This window comes from Bradyrhizobium sp. 142 (assembly GCF_023074015.1).
GTDB lineage: Bacteria > Pseudomonadota > Alphaproteobacteria > Rhizobiales > Xanthobacteraceae > Bradyrhizobium.
In genome coordinates, this window is record NZ_JADPKQ010000200.1 from 57,036 (window position 1) to 79,059 (window position 22,024).

Below are 22,024 nucleotides of genomic sequence, written 5' to 3' on the forward strand. Positions count from 1 at the left end.
TCCCGTCTGCTGCCGTCACTTGCGGCTGACATCGCGGTAGTCGACCTGGCGGTGAAACTCGTAGGTATAGCCCTCGATCGAGGAGGCCATCACCGCATCCTGGTTGGGCTGCCACAGCGGGATCTGCGGCATCTCGCTGAAGTGGATCGCATTCAGCTTGCGGCCGTCCTCCTCGTACTTGGCCTTGTCCGGCTCGAAGCGGGCTTCCTGCGCGATTGCGGCCAGATCGGGATTGTTGATCGAGCTGTAATTCCAACGCTGATTGCCGGTGTAGAAGTTGCGGTAGAAATAGTCCGTCGAAGGCAGCCAGGCGACGATGCCTTCGGTGAACAAGGGCAGCTTCTTCTCGTTGATCTGCGTTGACATCTGCGCGTCCGGCAGCTTCTGGATGTCAACCTTGATGCCAATCTTGGCAAGCGACTCCTTGACGAGAGCCGCCATCGGCTCCGCAGTCGAGGCCTGGCCGACGTTGAAGCTGAAGGTGGTCGAGAAGCCTTCGGGAAGGCCCGCGGCCTTGAGATATTCCCGCGCCTTGTCGAGATCGATCTTCACCGGTGCCTGGAACGGATAGATGCCGTTCAGCGGCTTGCCGTCCGGCCAGTTCGCGCCGAACAGCGGCGCGCCGCGGCCGAACAGTGCGGCCTTGAACATGTCGTCATAGGGCAACGCGAAGGCAATGGCGCGGCGTACATTGACGTTGTCAAAGGGCGGAATCTGGTTATTCATCGAGACGAACGTGATCGCATTGTATTGCGGCGTCGAGACCACCTTGAGCTTGCCCTTGGCCTCGAGCGACTGCACGTCGCTGGCCTGGAGATCGACGACGAGATCGGCATCGCCGCGCTCGACCAGATTGGCGCGAGTCGCCGGCTCCGGCACCGACTGCACGATCACGCGCTTGAAAAACGCCGGCTTGTCGGGCGAGCCGCGATTCCAGTCGTCGTTACGCTTGATGATAACCTGCTCGCCCGGCTTGAAGGTCTCGACCACATAGGCGCCGCTGCCGGCGGTGTGCTCCTTCAGCCAGGCCGTGGCCCAAGGATCATCCGCCGTCGCGTGCTCCTTCGCCACCTTGGAGTTGATGATCATCGGATAGACGGTGGCAAGATTGGGCAGCGCCAGCTTGTCCGGCTTGGGCAACGTCACCTCAATGGTGAGGGGATCGATCACCTTGAACTGGTCGGCCGAGGTCAACGACCCCGTCAGCAGCTGCGCCTTGCCGAGGATCGGTGCGGTGACGCAGCGGTCGAGCGACCATTTCACGTCCTCGGCGGTCACCGGCGAGCCGTCCTGGAATTTGGCATCCTTGCGCAGGTGGAAGGTCAGCTTCAGGCCATCGGGACTGACGTCATAGGATTCCGCGAGCTCGCCCGTGATCTTGTCGAGATCGAACACCCATTTGCCATTGAGCTGCTTGCGGCCGAATGCCACCAGCCGGTCATACGTGCTCATGCTCAGCGCGAAGGACTCGCGGGTCGAACCGGGGATGTTGGGATCGAGCGTGTTGACGGACGCGCCGGTCACATAGCGCAACGTCTCCGCCCTGGTTTGCGAGCGCGCAGGCGCGGTGGCGACGAGCAGCAATGCGGCGGTGGCGACGACACAAGACGCCGGCCTGAATGACGCAAAACGCATTCGTTTTCCCCAAGATTTCGACAAGAATGCCAGCAAGGCATGATGAGAAAGAAGCAAGTTGCGCGCCAATCCCGAGGGGACGCTTCGTCGCAGCGGAGCACGGGTCATCATCGGGATTCCCCCACATTTTGCGCCGACCGGCTGATCACGGCCTGCGGCACGTCATAGGCGCGCAGCGAAGCCCAGTAATGCCCGACATCGGCGCGGAACAGGCCGCGCGTCAGGCCGTGGACCAGCTTGGGGACGGCCGTCGTCATCGCGTTGATCGACGATCCCGAGGGACCGAAGCTCATGGTCGAGGCGATGGCGAAGAGATGGATGTCGGAGATCCACGGAGTCTCGCCCGGCATGCGCTCGGTGAAGGCGTAATCGTCGGCGAGATAGGGAAAGCGGCCGAGCCGCGCATTGCGCTCGCCCTCCGGCGGCTGGTACCGATCGGCCCAGGTCGCGATGTTGCCGGCAAATCTGGACAGTTCATTGCGCCCGGCAAAGTTCATGTCGATGCCGGTGCCGCAGATGACGAAATCGGCCGTGATGATGCCTCGTGGCGTTTGCAGTTCGATGCCGCGATCGGTCGGGCGCGCAGCCTCGACCGGCGCGCCTTGGTGCAGCGTGAAATTGCCATGACACGCGCAACGGTCATAGGTCGGCTGCGGAAATCCCTCCCGCATCTCGAGGATCGTGCGCATGAAGCGCCAGCGCCAGGCATCATCGAGATCGCTGAGATGGCGCAGGAAGCCGCGAAAGGTCAGCCAGCGATAGGGCTGGATCACCTGGATCTGTGCCCGGCGGCAGAGCAGATGCACCTCAGCGGCGCCGGCCTCGAGCGCAGTTGCCGCGTTGTCGAACGCGGAGGCGCCGGCGCCGATCACGGCGACGCGCTTGCCGCGAAGAGCTTCGAAGTCGATATCGTCGGCGACGGTCGCGACCGAAGCAGCTGGCAGATGGCTCAGCGGCTCCGGAATGATCCAGCTGCCCATCCCCTCCTGCCCCGTCGCCAGCACGATCTTGCGCGCATAGAGCGTCTCGACGCCGTCGGCACGTTTCACGTGTGCGGCGAGCAAGCCATCGGCCATCGGCGCAATCTCGAGAAGCTCACAGCCATTGTGCACCGGCACTCCGACCGTGCGCCGCAGCCAGAGCAGATACTCGGCCCAATGGTCGCGCGGGATCAGGTCGAGCGTCTGCCAGCTCTCCTTGCCGAAGCGCGCTTCGTGCCAGGACTGGTAGGTCAGGCTCGGAATATCGAGGTCCGGGCCGGTATAGTCCTTTGGGCTGCGCAGCGTCGGCATGCGCGCATAGGTGAGCCACGGCCCCTCCATCCCCTCCTCGGCTTTGTCGAGCAGCAGGATGTTGCTGACACGGGAGCGCATCAGACCGAAGCCGATGGCGATGCCGGATTGCCCGGCGCCGACGACGAGCACATCCAGCGACGGCTTGCCATCCGGCCCCGGCTTTGGAGGGAGCCACGCGGCGTTGGGATGCGCGATCCTGGCAAGATCCGCGCGAACATCGGCTTCGAGCTGTATCAGCGCGTCACTCATGCGGCGAGCCATCCGCCGTCGACCACCATCACCGTTCCTGTCGTGAACGAAGACGCGTCGCTCGCCAGATGCAGCGCCGCCTGGGCGATCTCCTCCGCCCGGCCGAACCGCTTCATGGCATGGCGGCTGCGGGACGCTTCGCGCGCCTCGTCCGCGTTGGCGTGACGCGCAAAGCTGCGGCGAAGCATCGGCGTGTCGATCGCGCCGGGGGCGATCGCATTGACGCGAATGCCATCGGTGGCGAAATCTACCGCCATGGTGCGCGTGAGGCTGACGATCGCGCCCTTGGCGGCGATGTAGGCACTGTTGCCCTTGCCTCCGGCCAAAGCGAGCTGCGATGCGAGCGTGATGATCGAGCCGCTGCCCTGCCGCTGCATCTGCGGTACGGCGGCCCGCGCCCACAGCCAGGTGCCGCCAACGTTGGTGCGAAAGACTGCGTCCCAGTCTGCAGGATCCGTGGTCAGCACCGTGCCGCCGCAGGAGAAGCCTGCCGCGGTCATCAGGATGTCGAGCCGGCCATATCGCGCCACCACGTCGCTCGCGACAGTTTCGGCAAAACCTGCCTCACCGACATCACCGACATGTGTGGTTGCTTCGCGCAGCAGGCTTAGCGTCTCCTGGAGGCCCGCAGCATCGCGATCGACAAGAGCGAGACGCGCGCCTTCCTCCGCCAACAGCTTCGCGCTGGCGCGGCCGATGCCCGAAGCTGCGCCCGTGATGATAGCCGTACGCCCCTGCAGCCGCATCTCAGATCCACTCCTTGTGCTGCGTCAACCAGACGCTCATCGCGGCGGCGGATTCGGCGCAGCCGCACCGCGCGCGCCAGCCAAACTCATCCGCGATCCGCGTCACCGCCAGCGGCGCGCGATAGGGTCCATGCAGTTTAATGGCAGTCTTCTCACCGGGCGCCGCGAGCCGGCATTGCAGGCCGGGATTTAATGCCGCAAAAGCTTCGCCCCACTGCAGCGCAGGCCATAACCCGCCGGAGGAGATGTTGTAGAGCCGATGGCGCGGCCGCTCGGCTTCGATCAGCATTGCCACAGCTTCGGCGGCATCCGGAGCGTAGATCCAGTCCCTCATGCCCGCTTCAGGCATGACCGCCGTCTCACCGCGGGCGAACGCCGCCAGAATCTGGAACTGGAGGCTTGGCGTGTCGCGTACCGAGCTGGGTCGCTCCCACGGGCCAAACAGAGCGCTCAGCCGGACACTCAGGAAATCGCCTCCAAAGAGCTCGGCATGGCGCGCAACCGATCGCTCCGAGGTGAACTTGCTGATGGCGTAGAACGAGACCGGATCGCAAGGCGTTTCCTCGTTCAGAACGTCGACTCGCGCACCCGTGGCGCCATAGGCCGATGCCGACGAGAGATTGACGACGCGGCGCACGCCATGACGGATCGCGGAGAGCAGGATGGGGATTTGCGCCATCACATTGATTTCGAGGACGCGGGCGGTCGATGCTCTCTCCAGTTCATCGCCGGCGGTGATCGCAGCTCCGAGCACGATCGCATCAACGCCTTCGGCGATGAGGGCGTCGATGGCTTCCGCATCGGTGATGTCGCCCTGCACGACCTTCAGCCGCGCCTTGTAGTCAGCCAAAGATCGCTGCGCGGCTGGCGGGAGTTGTGCACGATCGTACAGTGTCACGTGATGGCCACGCGTGAGCAAAGCCTCCGCGAGATTGAGGCCGACGAAACCCGTGCCGCCGAAGATGACGATCTTCATCTGGTGGGACCGCCCGTCACAGCAGCTTCGCCCCAAAGTTCCGTTCCGGATCCATGTCAGCGACGAGCCGGCCGGTCGGCTTAGCCGCCTCGCCGCCGCTACGCGCGAGGAACTTGCCGCTGCCCGCATCCGCCAGGCATTTGTTGCCATCGACGATCACGCGGCCGCGCGAGAGCACGGTCACCGGCCAGCCCTTCAACATGCGGCCTGCGAACGGTGTGTAGCCGGCGAGGTCGTGCATCATTTCGTCGGCGATCGTGACCTCGCGATTCGGATCCCAGATCGCGATATCGGCATCCGCACCGACCGCGATTGAGCCCTTGCGCGGATGCAGATTGTAGATCTTTGCCGGCGACGTCGCGGTCAGCTCGACGAATTTTTCCAGGCCCAGCCGCCCCTTCGAAACCATTGCGTCGAACAGCAGCGGCAGTCGCATTTCCAAGCCCGGCAAGCCGTTGGCGACCTGCTTGAAGTTGGGATTGGGCCCGGCGTGCAACTTGCCGGTCTCGTCGAAACGATACGGCGCGTGATCCGACGAGATGGTCTGGAGGTCGCCGAGCGCCAGGGACTGCCAGAGCGCCTCCTGGTCCGAATGCGTCCGCGGCGGCGGGCTGCACATCCACTTGGCGCCGTCGGCGCCGGGCTTGTCGAGATCGCCGGCGGTGAGGAAAAGATATTGCGGACAGGTCTCGGCAAACACCTTGAGCCCCTGCCCGCGCGCGTCCCGGATCACCTTGGCGCCTTCGGCCGTCGAGACGTGGAAGATCATGATCGGCTGGTCGATCAGCGCCGCCATGCCGATCAGCCGGGTGAAGGCTTCCGCCTCCGACACTCGGGCGTGGCTGACGGCGTGGTATTTCGGCAGCGTGTAGCCGCGCGCGAGCAGGCGCTTCACCATCCAGGCGATGATGCCGTGGTTCTCGGCGTGGGCACACAGCATCGCGCCCGATTGACGCGCAGCAAGCAGGATGTCGAGCAGCGGCTCGTCGTCAACCTTGAGCCGGTCGTAAGTCATGAAGATCTTGATCGACGCGTGACCCTGCTTCACCAGCGCCGGAATGTGCTCCTCGACCGTCTCCCTGGTCGCGTCGGCGATGATCATGTGAAAGGCGTAGTCGATCACGGCGCCCTTCTTCGCCAGCGCGTGATAGTCCTCCACCACTTGCGGCAGCTTCATGCCGACATGCTGGGCGGCAAATGGGATCACCGTGGTGGTGCCGCCGAACGCCGCCGAGACGGTCGCGCTCTCGAAGGTGTCGGCGTTCATGATGCCGGCAGCGGACAATTGCTCGATATGGGCGTGGCTGTCGACACCGCCGGGCAGCACCAGCTTGCCACGGGCGTCGATCTCGCGCTTTGCGGCCGCAAGCCCGCGGCCGACGGCCACGATGGTCTCGCCGGAGATGGCGACATCGGCCTCGAACACGTCGGTCGTGGTCGCAACGCGGCCGCCGCGGATGATCAGGTCGTAGGTGGGTTCAGTCATGAGGCACTCCGTGATAGGCTCGAGACAAGTGATCGCCCATTCGCAGGAAGACCGTCATGTCCCGGCCGCGCATTCTCGTCATCAATCCGAACTCCAATCCCACGGTCACGCGGGGGCTGGAGGACGCGCTGAAGCCGCTCGATTTTGATGGCGGACCTGAGGTGGTCTGCCAAACGCTGGCCGAGGGTCCGTTCGGCATCGAGAGCCAAGCCGACGTCGACAGCGTCGCGATGCCGCTGCGCCGACTGGTCGAAAGCGACAACAGTTCCGCGGCCTTCATCATCGCCTGCTACAGCGATCCCGGGCTTCAGGTCTGCCGCGAAGGCACCGACCGCCCCGTGTTCGGCATCGCCGAATGCGGCGTGCTGACGGCGCTGGCCCGCGCCGAAACCTTTGGCGTGATCGCCATCGCCCAGCGTTCGATCCCGCGGCACATGCGTTATCTCAGGCAGATGGGCCTGACCGAACGCCTTGCCGGCGAGCGGCCGCTCAACATGAGCGTCGCCGAAACCGCTTCGGGCGAAGGAACGCTGGCCAAGATGATCGACATCGGCCGCGCGCTGCGCGACGAGGACGGCGCCCGCGCCATCGTAATGGGCTGTGCCGGCATGGCGCGCCATCGCCGTCCGCTCGAAGATGCCCTCGGCATTGCCGTGATCGACCCGACGCAGGCGGCCGTCACGATGGCGCTCGGTACGGTGCAGTTCTCCCGTCACTAGGCGTCCTTCAATTCTTTGACGTCCCGGCGCGCGAGCCATTGCGAATGGCTCTCGCGCACGAGAGCGAATGTATCCCGCTGCGTTGTGTAGAGATTGCCGAACATGCGGCCGATCGGTCGATAGGCTTCGAGATCGACATACATGTTCGCCTCGTCGACAAGGCCGTCACGGGCGTGAACCCGCAGCACCTCCCCAACCAGCAGCTCGCGATCGGGCGAAAAATTGAGAACGACGTGACGCCGGCATTCAAGCGCGAACGGCGCTTCAGCCAGGCGCGGCACCTTCACGTCGACCGAAGCAAGCGTCGCGAGGCCCGTCGCCACGACCTCGCTGTCACCGGACGGGAAATCGACCGCACAGTCGTTCATCGCCGCCGACAGCGCCTCGTCCACCATGTGAACCACGAACTCGCCGTCGCGATGGATGTTGCGGGTCGTGTCCTTCGGGCTGTGGTCCGGCTTGTGCTGGAGCCCGAGCACGATCAGCGCCGGACTTTCGGAGAAGACGTTGAAGAAGCTGAAGGGAGCTGCGTTGACCGCTCCGTTTTCGTCCAGCGTCGTCACCAGCGCGATCGGCCGCGGCACCACCACGCCACATAATAACTTGTAGCGGTCGCGCGGATCGAGCTCGGCTAAGGAGATGCCGGATGTGTCCTTGTCTGCCATCGGCCTCACACTTCCGGCGGCGGCACCGCGCCGGTTTGGCTGGCGATCAGCCCATAATGCTCGACGCGGCGGTGCTCGGCGAAATTGAAGATCGTGGTCTTGCCGAATGTGGTGGCGTCGAGATCGCAGGGGTGAACCAGCAGCTCATCGTCTTCCGTTTTTGCCTCGGCGACAATCTCGCCGTCGGGATCGACGATCAGGCTGCCGCCAAACAGCGCGTGTCCGTCCTCGACGCCGGCCTTGGCCACGGCAACGACCCAGGTCGCATTCTGATAGGCGCCGGCCTGCACGGAGAGGCGATTGTGAAACAGGCGTTTCTCGATGCCCTCATCACTCTTCTCGGCGTTGACCGACGGCGTGTTGTAGCCAATCAGCACCATCTCAACGCCCTGCAGGCTCATGACGCGGTAGGTCTCGGGCCAGCGCCGGTCATTGCAGACGGCCATGCCGATGATGCCGCCCAGCGTGCGCCAGACGTTGAAGCCGAGGTCACCCGGTTCGAAATAGCGCTTCTCCAAATGCTGGTGCGAGCGCTTGGCGTCGAACTCCACATGACCCGGCAGGTGGACCTTGCGATATTTGCCGACGATCTTGCCGGACTTGTCGGTCAGGATCGAGGTGTTGAAGTGATGACCGTCGGGTGTCAGCTCCGCATAGCCAAAATTCATTGCCATCTGGTGCTGCGCCGCGCGCTCGAACAGCGGCTTGGTCGCTGCGTTCGGCATCTCGCGCTCGAACCAGACATCGAACTCGGCCCGGTCCTCCACGTACCAGCGTGGGAAGAACGTGGTGAGCGCCAGCTCCGGATAGACGATCAGATCGGCGCCTTTGGCCTTGGCTTCGTCCATCAGCGCGATCATGCGCTTGACCACGGCCTCGCGGCTGTCGGCTTTCTGGATCGGCCCCATCTGGGCGGCGGCAACATTGACAATACGCATCAGTGGTTTCCTCGTGATCTCTTAAACGAGCCTATAGCTTCAACGATTTGCCGGCCCGGCAGCATAACGCAGCCTCGTCTGCTATTTCCAGCTGGGCTTTCATGCTGTGCGCCCCCATTCGGCGTCCTGAAGAAGGCGCCAATTGATCTTGTTGCTCGCAGTCCGCAGCAAGAACTTGAAGACGACGGCGCGGTGGGGCGTGGTCGGCGTTCACCCGTGGACCTCGTCGGCAATGTCCAGGCCGTGGTCGAGCGCATCCAGGAGCTGCTCGGCCTCAGGCTCGGAGATCACGAGCGGCGGCGCGAGGAACAGCGAGGTCTGCTCGCCGCTGGTCCCGATCACTGCGCCGGCCTCCAGCGCCCGCGTCGCCACGCGCGAGGCGATCGGCACCTCGCTCGTATCGGCATGCCAGGTGCGCCAATCCGGACCGTGCAGCTCCACCGTCCAATGCAGCCCCTGCCCCGCCACGCGCTGCACGCCCGGATGTTTTTGCGCAATGCCGAGCAGGCGGCGGGTGAACAGTTTTTCGAGGCTGCGTACGTGCTCCAGAATCTTCTCTTCGGTGATGACCTTCAGGTAAGCGCTGACGGCGGACATGCTGATCGGATGACCGCGCAGCGTGCCATAATTCTGCCAGCTCGTGCCCTTGAGCCGCTCGACGATCGCCTTCGACACCACGACCGCGGCGACCGCAGCCGCGCCGCCGCCGAGCGATTTTCCGAGGGTCACGATGTCGGGGCGGCTCGCAGCCCCCTGGAATGCGAACCAGCGTCCGGCGCGCCCTGCGCCGGTGACGACTTCGTCCGCGATCCAGTATGAGCCGGCCGCCCGCGCGCAGCGCGCCACCTCGTCCTGATACGCGCCGTCGTAATAGATCCCGCCTTGCGTGTAGTCGATGATCGTTGCCGCCGTGTCCGAGAGCAGGCGCGTCGCGTCCGCCAGATATTCGCTCGGAGGCGCATTGTTGGCCGGCGCGCCATGGATCGCGCCGGCCGGCGCCGGCAATATCCGCACCGGCGCCATCGGTGACGGCCGCTGCGATCCGCCGGCGTGAACCGCGAGCCCACCGTGCCATTGCGGCTGCACCGTCATGCTGCGCGACAGGCCCGTGAGCCCGTGATAAGCGCGTTCGCGCGTCGCGAGCGCGGAGCGCTGCGTGAGTGCCTGGCAGAGCGACAGCGCCATGTCGTTGGCCTCGCTGCCGCTGATGCAGAACCGGACCGCGCCGACCCAATCCTCTTCGCCCTTGAACGCGATGGCCATCAAATCGTCGGCGGCCTGCTCGCGCCCGACCCAGGTCCAGCCTTCGTTCACGACCGGCGTATCCGCCGCGCGGCGGATTGCTTCCACCATCGCAGGATGACGGTGTCCGAGACCGCCGCCGGTGTTGCTGCCGTCGATGAGCCGGCGACCGTCCGCAAGATGGAAGTAGACGCCCTCGCCACCAACCACGGTCATTGGCGCAGCTTCGCCCGCATTGAGCCCGGTTCGCAGCAAATTGCTCATCGTAACTCCTTCATTTCCGCGGCCTCCGCGCCGTAGCCGCCGCCACCGCAGGTTTCGATGGTGACGAGATCGCCTTGTTGCAACACCAGGTTCGACTTGCCGTCGATTGCGACGCTTGCGCCTTGGCGGATCAGCGAGATGCGGCACGGCTTGCCGGGCTCGCCGCCCTGCATGCCGAACGGCGGAATCACCATGCGCTCGATGCAGGTGGTCAGGTGCATCGACTTCGCCAGAATGCGGTAGGCGCGAACGACGCCGTCGCCGCCGCGATAGGTGCCCGCGCCACCCGAATGCTGGCGGATGGTCTGTTGTTCGACGCGGATCGCGTAGCTCGCCTCGATCACCTCAACCGGCGTGTTCGAGGTGTTGGACAGATGCACCCGCGTCGCCGATATGCCCGGCCGATCGTGGCGCGCGCCTTCGCCGCCGCCGTGAACTTCGTACAGCATGCGCCATGACCCGTTCTGGCGGGGTTCGGCAAAGAACAGCACGCCCGCAGTGGTCGCCCCGCCGGCCGACAAATGCTGCGGAATCGTGTCCTGCATCGCGCGGAAGATCGCATCGACGATGCGCATGGACGTCTCGTGGTTGCCGGCGGCAACCGAGGCGGTCCAGCCCGGCTCCAGGATCGAGCCCGGGCGCGTGATGATGGTCAAAGGCCGCAGTGCGCCCACGTTCTGCTGCATGTCGCGCCCGCTCATGATGCGCGCGGCGTAGGCAGCGGCGGAGCGTGCCATGAACGGCGTCGTGTTGCAGAAATTGGAAACGCGGTCGCAGCTTCCGGACAAGTCGAAGGTCGCCTCGTCGCCGGCAATGGTGATCTTGACGTGAATGCGCGCCGGCGCATTGTCCACGCCGCCGTCGTCGAGATAATCCTCGCCTTCATAGACGCCGTCCGGCAGTGCGCGAAGCGCCTCGCGCATCTCGATCTCCGACAGATCGTGCAAGCGCGCCTGCGTCGCCGTGAACACCGCCTTGCCGTGCGCGCGGCAGAGCTCGACGATGCGCCGCTCGCCAGCCTTGGTCGCCGCGATCTGGGCGAGCAGATCGCCTTCGCAGGCCTCGGGATCCCTGACATTGGCCTTGAGCAGTTGCATGATGGGCGCGCTGACGCCGGCCGCCGTCGCGATCAGCACCGGCGGAATGCGCATCGCCTCCTGGAACGTGTCGATGGCTTTGGCAAAATAGCTGCCGGGCCAGGTGCCGCCGATATCGGGCCAGTGTGCGAGGCTGACCGCGAACGCCACGATCTCGCCGTCGACGAAGACGGGACGCGCGACCTTGACGTCGTTGAGGTGATTGCCGCCGAGCGCGCCGAGATTGTAGATCAGCACATCGCCGTCGTTGAGGGTGTCGGCCGGCACCACCTTCAGCAGCTCGGGAATCGTGTAGGCCATTGCGCCGAGATGAATCGGGATATCGCGGCCCTGCCCGACCAGGCCGCCGCGAGCATCCGTGATCGCCGACGACAGATCGCCGGCCTCCCGCAGCAGCGGCGAGCGCGCCGAGCGCGTCATCACCAGGCTCATCTCCTCGGCCGCGGCGGAGAACCCGTGCCTGATGACTTCGACGACGAAGGGGTCGAGCTTCATGGCGTTCCCCGCGTCAGGAACAGGTTGCCGGTGGCGTCTGGCCTTGCTTGCCAGCCGGGCGGCACCACAACGGTCGACCAAGCGTCTTCGATGATGGCGGGACCACTGACCACATCGGACGCCGCGGCGCGGTCGACGATCGCGGTCGCAATGTCATGGAAGCTTTCGAATGAGCAGATTCGACGACCGGTCGACGCGGCCCGGACCACAGTCGACGGCCGGCTCACAACGGTCGTCGATGGGCGGCGCGCCTGCACCCGCACCGACTCGATGACGCAGCTCTCGTTCGTCGCATAGCCGAAGAGCTCGTGATGCCGCGCCAGAAAATCCGTCTTCAGACGCGTCGCGTCGAGCGGCAGCGTGAATGGCACCGGAATGGCATCGTTCTGCGCCGCGTAGCGCATCAGGGCGGCCAGTTCGACATCGATCTCGGCTTGCGCGACGCCATTGGCGATCAGTGGCGCCGAGGCATCGCCAATCAGCGTCGCAATCCGCTCCGAAACGCGACCGAGATCGATGCCGTCGAGCGCCGCGCGCAACGTCTGCTGCTGGAGAAAGCTGAAATCGGCGGTGAGGCAGCCCAGCGCGGAAAACGCGCTCGACGCGCTTGGCACCACGATCGATTCAATGCCGTAGAGATCGACGAGACCCGCGGCATGCATCGGGCCGCCGCCGCCAAAGGCGAGCAGCGTGCAATCGCGCCCGTCGATGCCGCGCTCGACCGTGACGCGGCGCAGCGCGCGGGCCATCGTTGCGTTAGCGACCTTGATGATGCCGAGCGCCGTTTCGGTGATGCTCAGCCCCAAGGCTTGCGCGATCGGCTCTATGACGCCGACGGCAGCCTTGATGTCGATGCCAATGCGGTCGCCGAGCTTGGTCTCGGGATTGAGATAGCCGAGGACGGCATTGGCGTCGGTGATGGTGGGCTCGGTGCCGCCGCGGCCATAGCAGGCCGGCCCCGGCTCGGAGCCCGCGCTCTCCGGCCCAACCGTCAGGCCGCCGGGCCCGTTGCGCACGATCGATCCGCCGCCCGCCCCGATCGAGTGAACCGCGAGCATCGGCTGACGCAGCGGCTTGTCGCCGAGCATCCGGCCGTCCGTCATCTCGGCCTGGCCATCGACGATGAGGCAGACGTCCGTCGTGGTGCCGCCCATGTCGAAGGTCAGCATGCGCGAGGTGCCGAGCTGGCGCGCGATGCTGACGGAGGCCGACACACCGGCCGCCGGCCCCGACATCGCCATCACCAGTGGCCGCCGCTTCACCGCCGAGATCGGGACCATGGCACCGGCCGAATGAAACACCTGCAAGCCGGCGCCGATCGGCAGCCGCTGCTCCAACTCGCTGAGGTATTCGACCGCGATCGGCATCGCCGCCGCGTTGAACACGGTCGCCGAAGTGCGTTCGTATTCACGCGCCTCGGGATTGACCTCATGCGACAGCGAGACGTGGGCGACGACGTCCTTGAGACGCTCGCCGAGGATCTTTTCGTGCAGCGGGTTGGCATAGGCATGAAGCAGGGCCACCGCGACGCTCTGGACGCCGGTCTGCTTCAGCCACCCGATCAGCCGCTCGATCTCCGCTTCATCCAACCCCTTCAGCACCCGTCCTTCGTGATCGAGACGCTCGGCGAGCCCGAAGCAGAGTTCAGCCGGCACCAGCGGCGGCGATTTCGGCGGGACGTTGAGACGATAGAGATCGCGCCGGCGGTAGCGCGCGATCTCGAGCACATCGGCAAATCCGTCGGTCGCGACCAGTGCCACCTGCGGCAGCCGGCCTTCGACGATGGCGTTGGTCACGCGCGTGGTGCCGTGCACGAAGCGTTTGACCTCGCTCTTGCGCAGACCCACGGCCTCGATGGCCTCGAGCATTGCCTGAACAGGAGCCTGCGGCCGCGACGGCACCTTCGCGATCCGCGTCTCCGCGGAATCGCGCCGGATCGCGATGATGTCGGTAAAGGTGCCACCGATATCGGTGCCGACTTCCCAATGACTGGCGGAATCGCTCATGTGCAGGGATCAGCTACGGATGACGTCCGGACCGGACGCCGGGTGCTTCCCATCCATCGCGACGTCCAAATGCCGAACTGAAACTGCCCATCATGCACCCTGTCATGCCACCGCCTGCGAGCGTGCGACAGAGCTATGGGCTCCGGATAGTGCCAGAGTTTGCCGCAAGCCACTGGACCAGCGCCCAAGGGACGCCGCGCCCGTCGCCACCGGCTGCACGTTTTGGTGCAGAGGTGCTCGCAAAGAGTGCAAGGGAACGCGGACTGTTCCACCTGAAAAAAGTGCTGTGCACCACGGATTCTCCCGCGCCGAACGCGGCGCGCGCTGCACTGCGACCCAATCCCCACCAATCTTCTGTCTAATTTGAAGGCGATCGAACGATCGCCGCGGTGTCTTCGGGCGCCCACGAGCTATGCATGGCGGTCGGCTCAGCCTCTCTTTATTGTACGAACAGTAAGAGTGCTATTGCCGCATCGGCGGGAAGCCGATGCCGACGCAACCTGCGATTCTCGAAAGCAGCGCAGACCGGCATCGAACCGATGGACGGTCACACGAGGATTGACTTGCCTCAACCACCCCCGGCGGGCGCATTTGCGCTCGAAACTCGGGCAACCACAGAGGACCGCAGACGCCGCCAGCCGATGACGACCCCGGTGGCGGAAAACACCAGCCCAAGCATACATAAGCCGACGATCAGGGTGTCGCGGAGACGCGGGCGTGCCTGCAGCACCGGAAAGTCGAGCGTATGCAGCGCGCCGTAGAACCAGCGATAGGCCCGACGCGACGAATCCAGCCTTTGCAGCACGCTCCCGTTGGCCCCGTCGACATCGAACCAGAGGTTGCCGCAGCGAGAGCGATAAATGGGCGCACCCAGGACGATAGACTGTGCGGGATAGTCGTCGTCACCGGCAAGAACCGACGGCATGTCGCATCCAACGGCAAGACGCATCGTCAAACCCTGAACTTCGCGCGCATTCAAAAATCCCGTCCGTCCGCTACGCGCAGCTTCGCCTACCCCAATCAGAGCTTGCTCGCCGAGACTAATCCGCTCGCGTCGATAGAGGTTGCCATTGAAGGCAAACCATTCGACTTCGCGGGCGGCTGACGGTATCGGCTTCCGATCGAGCGATGCGGCTGTCGTCCAGTCGGGCGAAGCATTCGTCACGCCGGCTTCAGCCGCGCTCAACTGCCCGCGCGAGAACAGCCGACCGTGATCCATGGAAAGCCAGCCGCTTAAGATCCAGCTCAGCACGAACACCATCGCCACGAGGCCGATGAAGTGATGCAGGGCATGCCAACCGCGGTATGGCGAGGAGATTCGCCGCTTACGAATCCTGATTCGGGCGATTCCGAGCGCCGTGCCCAATACCGCCGCGATCAGGGCCAGCAGCGACAATGTCCAGACCACGCGATCCCACAGCGCCCAGTTGCTTCGCAGGACCGTGGGATAGATCCAGTGCAGGACGCTACCGACCATATTCCAGCCGCGCTCGCGTCGTGTCGTATCCAGGACGATTTCGCCGGTGTGCGAGGAGACATAGATCTCCGTCCCGGCGGCATCGCCAAGGGCCACACGAAACAGCGGTCGGTGGCGATCAAAACCGTTCGGCACGGTCCATTGATCATAGTCTGCGTGAGCGAGGATGGTTGCGCTTTCGGCATCGAGCCCGCGATTGCGGGCATGATTCTGCGCCAGGGCGAGCGCAAGTTCGGCAGATGTTACCGATGCGTCGGCTCCGTCCGAGGCGCGGACCGCGCGCACAGATGACGCTCCCGAGACGATGTACACCGGTCCATCGCTGCGTTGGATCAGTCGACCGCGCGTGGAATCGGCGATGCCGCTGGCGACCACCGCGTCAGAAACAGTAATCGTGACCCGCTCGCGATCCACCGTCGCAAGAGCGGCAAACCGTTCCGTTTCCGTCAGCGACGGAAACGGAACAAAGTGCATCACGATTCCCGTCGCGAACCACATCGCGAACAGCACGCAGAATGCGATTCCGAGCCAGCGGTGCAGCAGGATGATCGCGCCCATCATGGGTTCAACGCCCTACCATTTGAACGCGGCCGATATCTCGTAGGTGCGCGGCGCGCCCAGGAGGATCTGATCGGGATAGAACGGATCGCCCCAGATCGCGTAGCGCTTGTCGGCGATGTTGCGGACGCGGAAGGTCAGGCGGGCCTGGTCGACCGCAGAGAATACCGCCTTGGGGATATCGACGAAGGCGTAGACATCGGCCACGGTGTAGGCCTTCAGCGTCACGACATTCGCATCGGTGTTGTAGCGGTCGCCGACATGGCGGCCGACGATGCCGAGCTCGACCGGCCACGGTGTGAAGAAGCGGTAGGACGCGCCGGCATTCGCAACGATCCGCGGCACGTTCGGCGGTGTATTGCCCGAGAACGAGCCGCCGGCGAAATTGTAGTCGGCATAGCGGGCATCGACATAGGCGATGTTGCCCCAGAGCCGTAAAGGCTCGATCGGGCGCACCGAGGCGGCGAGCTCGACGCCTTTCGATTCCTGGCGTCCGGCGATGTTGAGCTGCATGCCGCCCGCGGCGGCATAGACGTTCTTGCGCAGGATATCGTAGGCCGAGAACGACCACTCCGCCCGGTTGTCCCAGAACAGGTGCTTGACGCCGGTCTCGTAGGTGCGTGCGGTCGTCAGATTGAGCGGCTGGGTCGGCGCGAGCAGGAAGATGTTATTGGCCGAGATGTCGGCGCCCGTGGCGTACTGGCTGAAGAAGGTCAAGCCGGGAACGGCCTCCCAGGTGTAGCCGATGCGGCCGGTCACTGGGGCCCAGGATTTCGAGAACGGGAAGTTCGCCTTCTCCAGCCCGGCTGGGTCGGTCGAATTGCGATCGAGCCCGATATGCTCCACGCGCAGGCCGCCGACAAGGGCGAAGCTTCGCGTGAGCTTCAGCCGGTCCTCGAACGAGAGCGCCTCGTTGTCGATGCGCGCGGTCTGTTGCTGCGTCGTGAGCAGGCCGTAGTAGCCGCGGGCGGGATCGACCAGCGAAACGGAGTCGCCGGGGAAATTTGCGGCTCCCGGCCGAACAAAATCCAGATAGCTTGACGAAAGCGTCGTCACCAGGCGGTTGTCGAAGCCTGCGATGTTCGCATCCCAGGTCAGGTCGGTGATGTTGCCAACCAGGCGCTGGCTGTGCGCGACATAGAACCGTTCACGATCGACCGTGTTCGTACCAGAGTTGAATGCCTCGATCTCATTGTTAAACCAAGTTCGCTCGGCGCCGTAGCCATAGGCTTGGCTTTTCAACGTCAGGTCAGGCGCCAGCTTCAGCTCAAAACCACCGCGCAGCCACACCTCTTGCGCCACGTTTCGATTGTCGAGGACATTGTAGTTGGTGTTGAACGTGCGGTCGTCGATTGTGACAGCGCCGAGATTCGTTCCGTTATAGTTCGAGACATAGTTGCCCGAGACGATACCGGTCGTGGCGTGCGAGCCGCTGAAGGCGATCGGCACCAGCGGAACGCCCCAATAGGCCTTCGAGCGATCCTCGCGGTACTCGATCGCGCCCCAGATCTTGAGACTGTCGGAGATGCGGTAGTTGAGCTGCCCCGAGACATCGAGCGTCTTGATATTGGTGTCGTCGACAAAACCGTTGAGCGAGGATCGGCTGAGGTCGAAGCGGTAGTCAAGGCCCTGGACGTTGGTGCTGCCGCCAGAGCCGAAATGCGCCCGGAAGGAAGCCAGGGAATCCCAGGAAACGTCAGCCTCGTTGCGGATCGGTCCGGTGTGCGGCTGCTTGGTGACGAGGTTGATCGCGCCGCCAGCGGCGCCCTCGCCCGAGATCAACGAGGCCGGCCCTTTCACAAATTCCACGGCTTCCAGATTAGCCGTGTCGGCGATTCGCGAGGTCATGTTCTGCGGGCCGATCTTGATGCCGTTGTAGAGCGTGTTGATCTGGCTGTTGGTGAAGCCGCGCATCGAGAAGGCCGAAGGCTCGGCCGGATTGTCGCCGGAGGTGACGCCGACCGCGCCCTGCGCGACGTCAGACACAGTGCGATAGCCCTGCTCGCGCATGGTTTCGGCCGAGATCACCTCGACGGTTGCCGGGATCTCACGCACGGTCAGGCCGAGGCGCGAGGCGCTCTCGGCGACCGCATTGGTGTTGAGCGGCGTCTGCGCCGTGGCAGCCGGCACGACCGGCGTCGGCGCGGCCGGTGCTGCAGCCGGCCTGCTCGCCGCCGCGCGACGCGCCCCCTGTCCCGCGCGTCGGGCTGGCTTGGCCGGCCTGCGGGACTGTTCAGGCGCGGTGACCTCGACGGGCGGCAGCGGGTCGCGGACCTGCTGCGCCAACGCAGCGGGGATATTAGCGGCAACAAACGACGTAAGGGCAGCAGACGCGAGCAAAAAATGACGCGGTCGCACACTACGGACGGAAAACATGGTTTTAGACCTCGGTATGACGTCAGTGGCACGTCACAGCGAACGAGGTCTCACCCTTGGCTTGTCAGCCTTCGATGAAGCCGAATGTCTGTACTCCCCGACCGACATCTTCGCGTGTGACCACGGCTGACGGCAGGTCTCCTGGCTCGCGGGTCATCACCTCAGCGTCGCCTTCCCGGGACCGAGATACCCAGTGGCTCGTGACGCAAGATTCGCCGCTTACAGTTGCGGGGGCAGCCGCGGCATTGGGGACAACGTCCCCGCACCGCATTCCCTTTTCATCCCCGGATGGGGAAACCGTCACGGCCATCTAGGATTACGACCCAGATGGAGTCAATGTGCCTGTTGCGGCGTTGTTGCCACAGCGACCAACTTTTCTTGGATATTTTCGCATGGAGGGCGAGACCTTCCTCTGGCTAGTACGTCATGCGGCCGTCGACGGCGTCGCGGGGACGATCCATGCCGCCGACGCGCCGGCCGGCCTCGGCGATCGCGCGCAGCTGGAGCGGCTGCGGCGGTATCTGCCGCAGGACGCGAATTGTTACGCGAGCCCGTCACGGCGCACGGTCGAGACGGCGCGCGCGCTCGGGCTCGAACCGGAGTTGGTGGACGAATTGAACGAACAGGATTTTGGCGACTGGACCGGTCGGCGGCACGACGATCTTGCCGCGACGGGCGGCGAGGCCTATGCGCAATTCTGGAGCGATCCGGCGCGCGCTCGGCCACCGGGCGGCGAGAGCTTCGAGGATCAGGTCGCGCGCGTTCGACTGGGCCTGTCGCGAGTCGGAGCGGGATCCGCAACGCTGGTCGTGCATTCCGGCACGATCCGGGCCGCCCTGTGCATCGCGCTCGACCTGACGCCGGAAGCGGCCCTGCGTTTCGTGATCGATCCACTGTCTCTCACGCGTATCGACCGGCTCGCGACCGGCTGGCGCGTCGTCTCCGTCAATCAGCGCACGGCTTGAGCCGGATCAGGCCGGACGATCCGGCACATTGGCCTGCGCAAACGTCGCCATGCCGTTGTGAAGACTGCAGGCAAGCCGCACCAGCGGCAGCGCGATCGCGGCGCCCGACCCTTCCCCGAGCCTGAGATCGAGGCTGATCAACGGCTGGACGTTCAGGGCGCGAAGCACCAGCCGATGCCCCTGCTCCGCCGATTGGTGCGACGCCAGCAGGAACGGCTGGCACGTCGGGTTGAGGCGCACCGCCGCCAGGGCCGCGACCGAGACAATGAATCCGTCGATCAGGATCGGGATGCGGGCTTGCGCGGCCGCGATGATCGCGCCGCAGATCGCCGCGATTTCGAGACCACCGACGGCACACAGGATCTTTTCGGCCGATGCACCGGCAATCCCATGACGCGCGATCGCGGCATCGATCACGCGCGCCTTGTGCGTGCGGCCGGCGGCATCGACGCCGGTGCCGCTGCCGGCGATCTCCTCGGCGCTCACGCCGAGCAGGCCTGCGGCAATTGCCGCTGACGTCGTGGTGTTGCCGATGCCCATCTCGCCGAAAATCAGAAGATCGGGCCGGCTGGCTTCGGCGCGCGCGACTGCGCGTTGTCCGGCTTCGAAGGCGAATGCCAGCTCTGCCGGCTCGAGGGCCGCTTCCGCGCTGAAGTCGCGGGTGCCGTTGCGCGGCTTGTCGGTGACAGCGCCCGCCATACCCTCCTGGGCCAGCGTGCCGGCGTCGATCACTTCCAGGCCGGAACCCAATTCACGTGCCAGCACCGAGATCGCAGCACCGCCCGAGGCGAAATTCGCCATCATCGCAATCGTCACCTCTTGCGGATAGGCCGAGACGCCCTGCGCGACGATGCCGTGATCACCGGCGAAGATGATGATCGGCACTCGCGCAGCACGCGGATGCTCGGTCGCTTGCAGGCCGGCGAGCTCGATCGCGAGCTGCTCGAGCCGGCCGAGCGCGCCGGTTGGCTTTGTTAGTTGCGCCTGCCGCGCGATCGCCGCCGCGCGATGGACGGCGGAGATATCGGGGCATTTTTGATGGACCCATTCGGGGAGCATGCTGCCTCGCTTGCCTTACGGCCTGCGCTTGAGAATGTAACTGTCCATGATCCAGCCATGTTGCTCGCGCGCTTGCTGCCGTGCAGCCACGATGTGTGGGCTGATCTCCGCAAGCGCGCCGGATATGACGATTTGATCGGGCATGCCGAGATACGCGCCCCACCAGATGTGCAGGCCTTCCGGATCGAGTGACTGGAATGCCGTGCCGCCGTCGAGCATCACCACCACGGTATCGACGCCTTGCGGCCAGCCGGCTTCGCGCAAGCGGCGTCCAGTCGTGACCAGAAAGGGTTCACCGATATCGTTGAGCGGCAGCGCGTGCGCTGCGCACAGCGCCTGGATCGACGTGATGCCGGGCACGACCTCGATCTTCGGCAAGGGATCAAGACGGCGCGCAATGCGCAGCGAGGAATCGTAAAGCGACGGATCGCCCCAGATCAACAGCGCGACGCTGCCCTCGCCTTTGAGATGGCTTGCGATCGTCTGTGACCAGACCGCGGCTACCGCGTCGTGCCAGTCGTCCACGCCCTTGCGATAGTCGGCTTCGGCCGCGTCGCGCACGGGAAGATCGAACTCGGCAATGCGCGTCGTGTCGCTGGTGAGCACGTCGGCGCAGATCGTCCGCCGCAAGTCGGCGAGATCGGATTTCGCATTCCCCTTGCGCGGGATCAGGACGAGATCGGCCGCATTGATCGCACGAACCGCGGCGCGCGTGAGCTGCTCGGGATCGCCGCAGCCGATGCCTATCAAGGAGAGCGTGAGCATCTTACCTGCGAAAGGGCGGCCGCATCGGCCGCCCTTTCGCCTGTCTCTAGGCCGCGTTGTGCAAACGCGGCGTGACGAACCCCGGCGCGGTGACGCCGCGCAGCGACTTCGCCAGCGCCAGCACGGCGAGATCGGCCAGCGGCTCGATCACGATCACCAGCGCATAGGACGCCGCAAAGGTCGCGATATTGGCGAGGTTGGTCGCACCGAAGCCGGAGCCATAGAGCGCCCAGAACGCTACCCAGGCGATGACGCCGGACTGATACGTGGTGGAGAGCACCAGCGCCTGGCGATACCTGAGATCGACATAGGCGGTGTTGCGCGGAATGATCCGCATGGCGATTGCCTGGATCGCGAACAGCGGCACCAGCAGCGTGGTGACGTTCATGCCATATTGCGGCAGGTCGGCCGGCTCGAAGAACATGCCCTGGAACAGCAGACCGAGCGCGAGGCCGAAGGCCGCTGGCGCTGCGCCGAACAGCAGGAACAAGGTCGAGCCGAGGATGAAGTGCACCTCGGAAACCCCGACCGGAAAGTGCGGCAGGATCTCGAAGAATGTGAAGACGAGGCCTGTGGTGGCGACCGTCCGCGCCGCGAACGAGCCGATGCCCTGCTCGCGCATGGTCTCGGCCGCAAGCTTCAGCGCAACGCCGCCTGTTGCGATGCCGGTTGCATAACTCAACACGAGCTTGGCGCCCGTCACTACCCCGGGTTCGATATGCATGGCTCAGATCCTTCCTGCCGTCACACCCGACGGCCTTGGCTTCAAAACGTGCACGGCCGGTCTCCTGGCTCGCGGTTCACTGGGTTCTCCGGCCTTCCCGAGCCTCGCGGCCCAGTGGCTGATTGGAGCCCCTCACCGCTTACAGTCGCGGGGGCGGCTGGGGTTTTGGGCGCCGCGATTTGGTCCGCCCATCCCCATTCCCGATTATGCTCTGGCGCTTTGCGCCGCGTCGAGCACCATGCGTCTCCTGTGTGCCCCTTTCGCAAGCCGGGCGTCAAGGGGCGAAG

17 protein-coding genes and 2 riboswitches are annotated in these 22,024 nt (G+C 65.0%); of the genes, 2 read left to right on the plus strand and 15 right to left on the minus strand.

Features of this window, described 5'->3' with window-relative positions:
* Nucleotides 1–15 precede the first annotated feature (15 nt).
* The 5 genes from IVA82_RS18505 to hydA all read right to left on the minus strand — a co-directional run bounded on the left by IVA82_RS18505 (nucleotide 16) and on the right by hydA (nucleotide 6,387).
* Nucleotides 16–1,635 carry an ABC transporter substrate-binding protein gene (locus IVA82_RS18505; RefSeq protein ID WP_247390283.1) on the minus strand — a complete coding sequence of 540 codons (1,620 nt, stop codon included), beginning with the start codon at nucleotides 1,633–1,635 and terminating at the stop codon, nucleotides 16–18.
* A 107-nt stretch (nucleotides 1,636–1,742) separates the two neighbouring features.
* The gene (locus IVA82_RS18510; protein WP_247390285.1) at nucleotides 1,743–3,179 is read right to left on the minus strand and encodes an NAD(P)/FAD-dependent oxidoreductase; all 1,437 of its coding nucleotides are present in this window, start codon (nucleotides 3,177–3,179) and stop codon (nucleotides 1,743–1,745) included.
* The gene (locus IVA82_RS18515; protein WP_247390286.1) at nucleotides 3,176–3,925 is read right to left on the minus strand and encodes an SDR family oxidoreductase; all 750 of its coding nucleotides are present in this window, start codon (nucleotides 3,923–3,925) and stop codon (nucleotides 3,176–3,178) included. The genes IVA82_RS18510 and IVA82_RS18515 overlap by 4 nt, the downstream gene beginning before the upstream one ends.
* Nucleotide 3,926: 1 nt before the next feature.
* Nucleotides 3,927–4,901, minus strand: a complete 975-nt coding sequence (locus IVA82_RS18520; RefSeq protein WP_247390288.1) for an NAD(P)-dependent oxidoreductase — start codon at nucleotides 4,899–4,901, stop codon at nucleotides 3,927–3,929.
* Between the two features lie 16 nt (nucleotides 4,902–4,917).
* On the minus strand, nucleotides 4,918–6,387 hold the full coding sequence (gene hydA / locus IVA82_RS18525) for a dihydropyrimidinase (protein ID WP_247390290.1): 1,470 nt from the start codon (nucleotides 6,385–6,387) through the stop codon (nucleotides 4,918–4,920).
* Between the two features lie 56 nt (nucleotides 6,388–6,443).
* Between hydA and IVA82_RS18530 the strand changes: the two genes are divergently transcribed.
* Nucleotides 6,444–7,106, plus strand: coding sequence for an aspartate/glutamate racemase family protein (locus tag IVA82_RS18530; protein ID WP_148738057.1), 663 nt, complete (start codon nucleotides 6,444–6,446; stop codon nucleotides 7,104–7,106).
* On the opposite strand, the gene IVA82_RS18535 is transcribed toward IVA82_RS18530, so the two are convergent.
* The 7 genes from IVA82_RS18535 to IVA82_RS18565 all read right to left on the minus strand — a co-directional run bounded on the left by IVA82_RS18535 (nucleotide 7,103) and on the right by IVA82_RS18565 (nucleotide 18,224).
* The gene (locus IVA82_RS18535; RefSeq protein WP_247390299.1) at nucleotides 7,103–7,771 is read right to left on the minus strand and encodes a flavin reductase family protein; all 669 of its coding nucleotides are present in this window, start codon (nucleotides 7,769–7,771) and stop codon (nucleotides 7,103–7,105) included. The genes IVA82_RS18530 and IVA82_RS18535 overlap by 4 nt on opposite strands.
* Nucleotides 7,772–7,776: 5 nt before the next feature.
* Nucleotides 7,777–8,709, minus strand: a complete 933-nt coding sequence (locus IVA82_RS18540) for an N-carbamoyl-D-amino-acid hydrolase (RefSeq protein WP_247390301.1) — start codon at nucleotides 8,707–8,709, stop codon at nucleotides 7,777–7,779.
* 210 nt (nucleotides 8,710–8,919) lie between these two features.
* Entirely contained in the window at nucleotides 8,920–10,215 is a 1,296-nt protein-coding gene (locus IVA82_RS18545; protein WP_247390303.1) for an aminotransferase class III-fold pyridoxal phosphate-dependent enzyme, read from the minus strand.
* Nucleotides 10,212–11,807 (minus strand): hydantoinase B/oxoprolinase family protein, encoded by a 1,596-nt coding sequence (locus tag IVA82_RS18550; RefSeq protein ID WP_247390304.1) that lies wholly within the window; start codon nucleotides 11,805–11,807, stop codon nucleotides 10,212–10,214. The genes IVA82_RS18545 and IVA82_RS18550 overlap by 4 nt, the downstream gene beginning before the upstream one ends.
* Nucleotides 11,804–13,813 carry a hydantoinase/oxoprolinase family protein gene (locus IVA82_RS18555; protein ID WP_247493441.1) on the minus strand — a complete coding sequence of 670 codons (2,010 nt, stop codon included), beginning with the start codon at nucleotides 13,811–13,813 and terminating at the stop codon, nucleotides 11,804–11,806. Before IVA82_RS18555 ends, IVA82_RS18550 begins: the two co-directional genes overlap by 4 nt.
* Before the next feature lie 568 nt (nucleotides 13,814–14,381).
* Nucleotides 14,382–15,851 carry a PepSY domain-containing protein gene (locus tag IVA82_RS18560; RefSeq protein ID WP_247390308.1) on the minus strand — a complete coding sequence of 490 codons (1,470 nt, stop codon included), beginning with the start codon at nucleotides 15,849–15,851 and terminating at the stop codon, nucleotides 14,382–14,384.
* A gap of 12 nt (nucleotides 15,852–15,863) precedes the next feature.
* Entirely contained in the window at nucleotides 15,864–18,224 is a 2,361-nt protein-coding gene (locus IVA82_RS18565; protein ID WP_247390310.1) for a TonB-dependent receptor, read from the minus strand.
* Nucleotides 18,225–18,337: 113 nt separating this feature from the next.
* Nucleotides 18,338–18,541, minus strand: a riboswitch (cobalamin riboswitch).
* A 75-nt stretch (nucleotides 18,542–18,616) separates the two neighbouring features.
* On the opposite strand from IVA82_RS18565, the gene IVA82_RS18570 reads away from it, so the two are divergent.
* Nucleotides 18,617–19,189 (plus strand): histidine phosphatase family protein, encoded by a 573-nt coding sequence (locus IVA82_RS18570; RefSeq protein ID WP_247390312.1) that lies wholly within the window; start codon nucleotides 18,617–18,619, stop codon nucleotides 19,187–19,189.
* 6 nt (nucleotides 19,190–19,195) lie between these two features.
* Here the strand turns inward: IVA82_RS18570 and cobT are convergent, their stop codons facing one another.
* From cobT to IVA82_RS18585, 3 genes are read right to left on the minus strand one after another with little or no spacing between them, the layout of a single operon-like run.
* A complete protein-coding gene (cobT, locus tag IVA82_RS18575) occupies nucleotides 19,196–20,248 on the minus strand; it encodes a nicotinate-nucleotide--dimethylbenzimidazole phosphoribosyltransferase (protein ID WP_247390314.1) in 1,053 nt (350 codons plus the stop codon).
* Nucleotides 20,249–20,263: 15 nt separating this feature from the next.
* Nucleotides 20,264–21,013, minus strand: a complete 750-nt coding sequence (gene cobF / locus IVA82_RS18580; protein ID WP_247390316.1) for a precorrin-6A synthase (deacetylating) — start codon at nucleotides 21,011–21,013, stop codon at nucleotides 20,264–20,266.
* A 46-nt stretch (nucleotides 21,014–21,059) separates the two neighbouring features.
* Nucleotides 21,060–21,737 (minus strand): energy-coupling factor ABC transporter permease, encoded by a 678-nt coding sequence (locus IVA82_RS18585; protein WP_247390318.1) that lies wholly within the window; start codon nucleotides 21,735–21,737, stop codon nucleotides 21,060–21,062.
* A gap of 36 nt (nucleotides 21,738–21,773) precedes the next feature.
* Nucleotides 21,774–21,993, minus strand: a riboswitch (cobalamin riboswitch).
* Nucleotides 21,994–22,024 lie beyond the last annotated feature (31 nt).

Coding starts and splice junctions, on each gene's coding strand:
- IVA82_RS18560 (WP_247390308.1), bottom strand. CDS start 15,851: ATGATGGGCGCGATCATCCTGCTGCACCGCTGGCTCGGAATCGCATTC.
- IVA82_RS18570 (WP_247390312.1), top strand. CDS start 18,617: ATGGAGGGCGAGACCTTCCTCTGGCTAGTACGTCATGCGGCCGTCGAC.
- IVA82_RS18565 (WP_247390310.1), bottom strand. CDS start 18,224: ATGTTTTCCGTCCGTAGTGTGCGACCGCGTCATTTTTTGCTCGCGTCT.
- IVA82_RS18540 (WP_247390301.1), bottom strand. CDS start 8,709: ATGCGTATTGTCAATGTTGCCGCCGCCCAGATGGGGCCGATCCAGAAA.
- IVA82_RS18545 (WP_247390303.1), bottom strand. CDS start 10,215: ATGAGCAATTTGCTGCGAACCGGGCTCAATGCGGGCGAAGCTGCGCCA.
- IVA82_RS18555 (WP_247493441.1), bottom strand. CDS start 13,813: ATGAGCGATTCCGCCAGTCATTGGGAAGTCGGCACCGATATCGGTGGC.
- IVA82_RS18535 (WP_247390299.1), bottom strand. CDS start 7,771: ATGGCAGACAAGGACACATCCGGCATCTCCTTAGCCGAGCTCGATCCG.
- IVA82_RS18510 (WP_247390285.1), bottom strand. CDS start 3,179: ATGAGTGACGCGCTGATACAGCTCGAAGCCGATGTTCGCGCGGATCTT.
- IVA82_RS18550 (WP_247390304.1), bottom strand. CDS start 11,807: ATGAAGCTCGACCCCTTCGTCGTCGAAGTCATCAGGCACGGGTTCTCC.
- IVA82_RS18520 (WP_247390288.1), bottom strand. CDS start 4,901: ATGAAGATCGTCATCTTCGGCGGCACGGGTTTCGTCGGCCTCAATCTC.
- IVA82_RS18530 (WP_148738057.1), top strand. CDS start 6,444: ATGTCCCGGCCGCGCATTCTCGTCATCAATCCGAACTCCAATCCCACG.
- IVA82_RS18585 (WP_247390318.1), bottom strand. CDS start 21,737: ATGCATATCGAACCCGGGGTAGTGACGGGCGCCAAGCTCGTGTTGAGT.
- hydA (WP_247390290.1), bottom strand. CDS start 6,387: ATGACTGAACCCACCTACGACCTGATCATCCGCGGCGGCCGCGTTGCG.
- cobT (WP_247390314.1), bottom strand. CDS start 20,248: ATGCTCCCCGAATGGGTCCATCAAAAATGCCCCGATATCTCCGCCGTC.
- cobF (WP_247390316.1), bottom strand. CDS start 21,013: ATGCTCACGCTCTCCTTGATAGGCATCGGCTGCGGCGATCCCGAGCAG.
- IVA82_RS18505 (WP_247390283.1), bottom strand. CDS start 1,635: ATGCGTTTTGCGTCATTCAGGCCGGCGTCTTGTGTCGTCGCCACCGCC.
- IVA82_RS18515 (WP_247390286.1), bottom strand. CDS start 3,925: ATGCGGCTGCAGGGGCGTACGGCTATCATCACGGGCGCAGCTTCGGGC.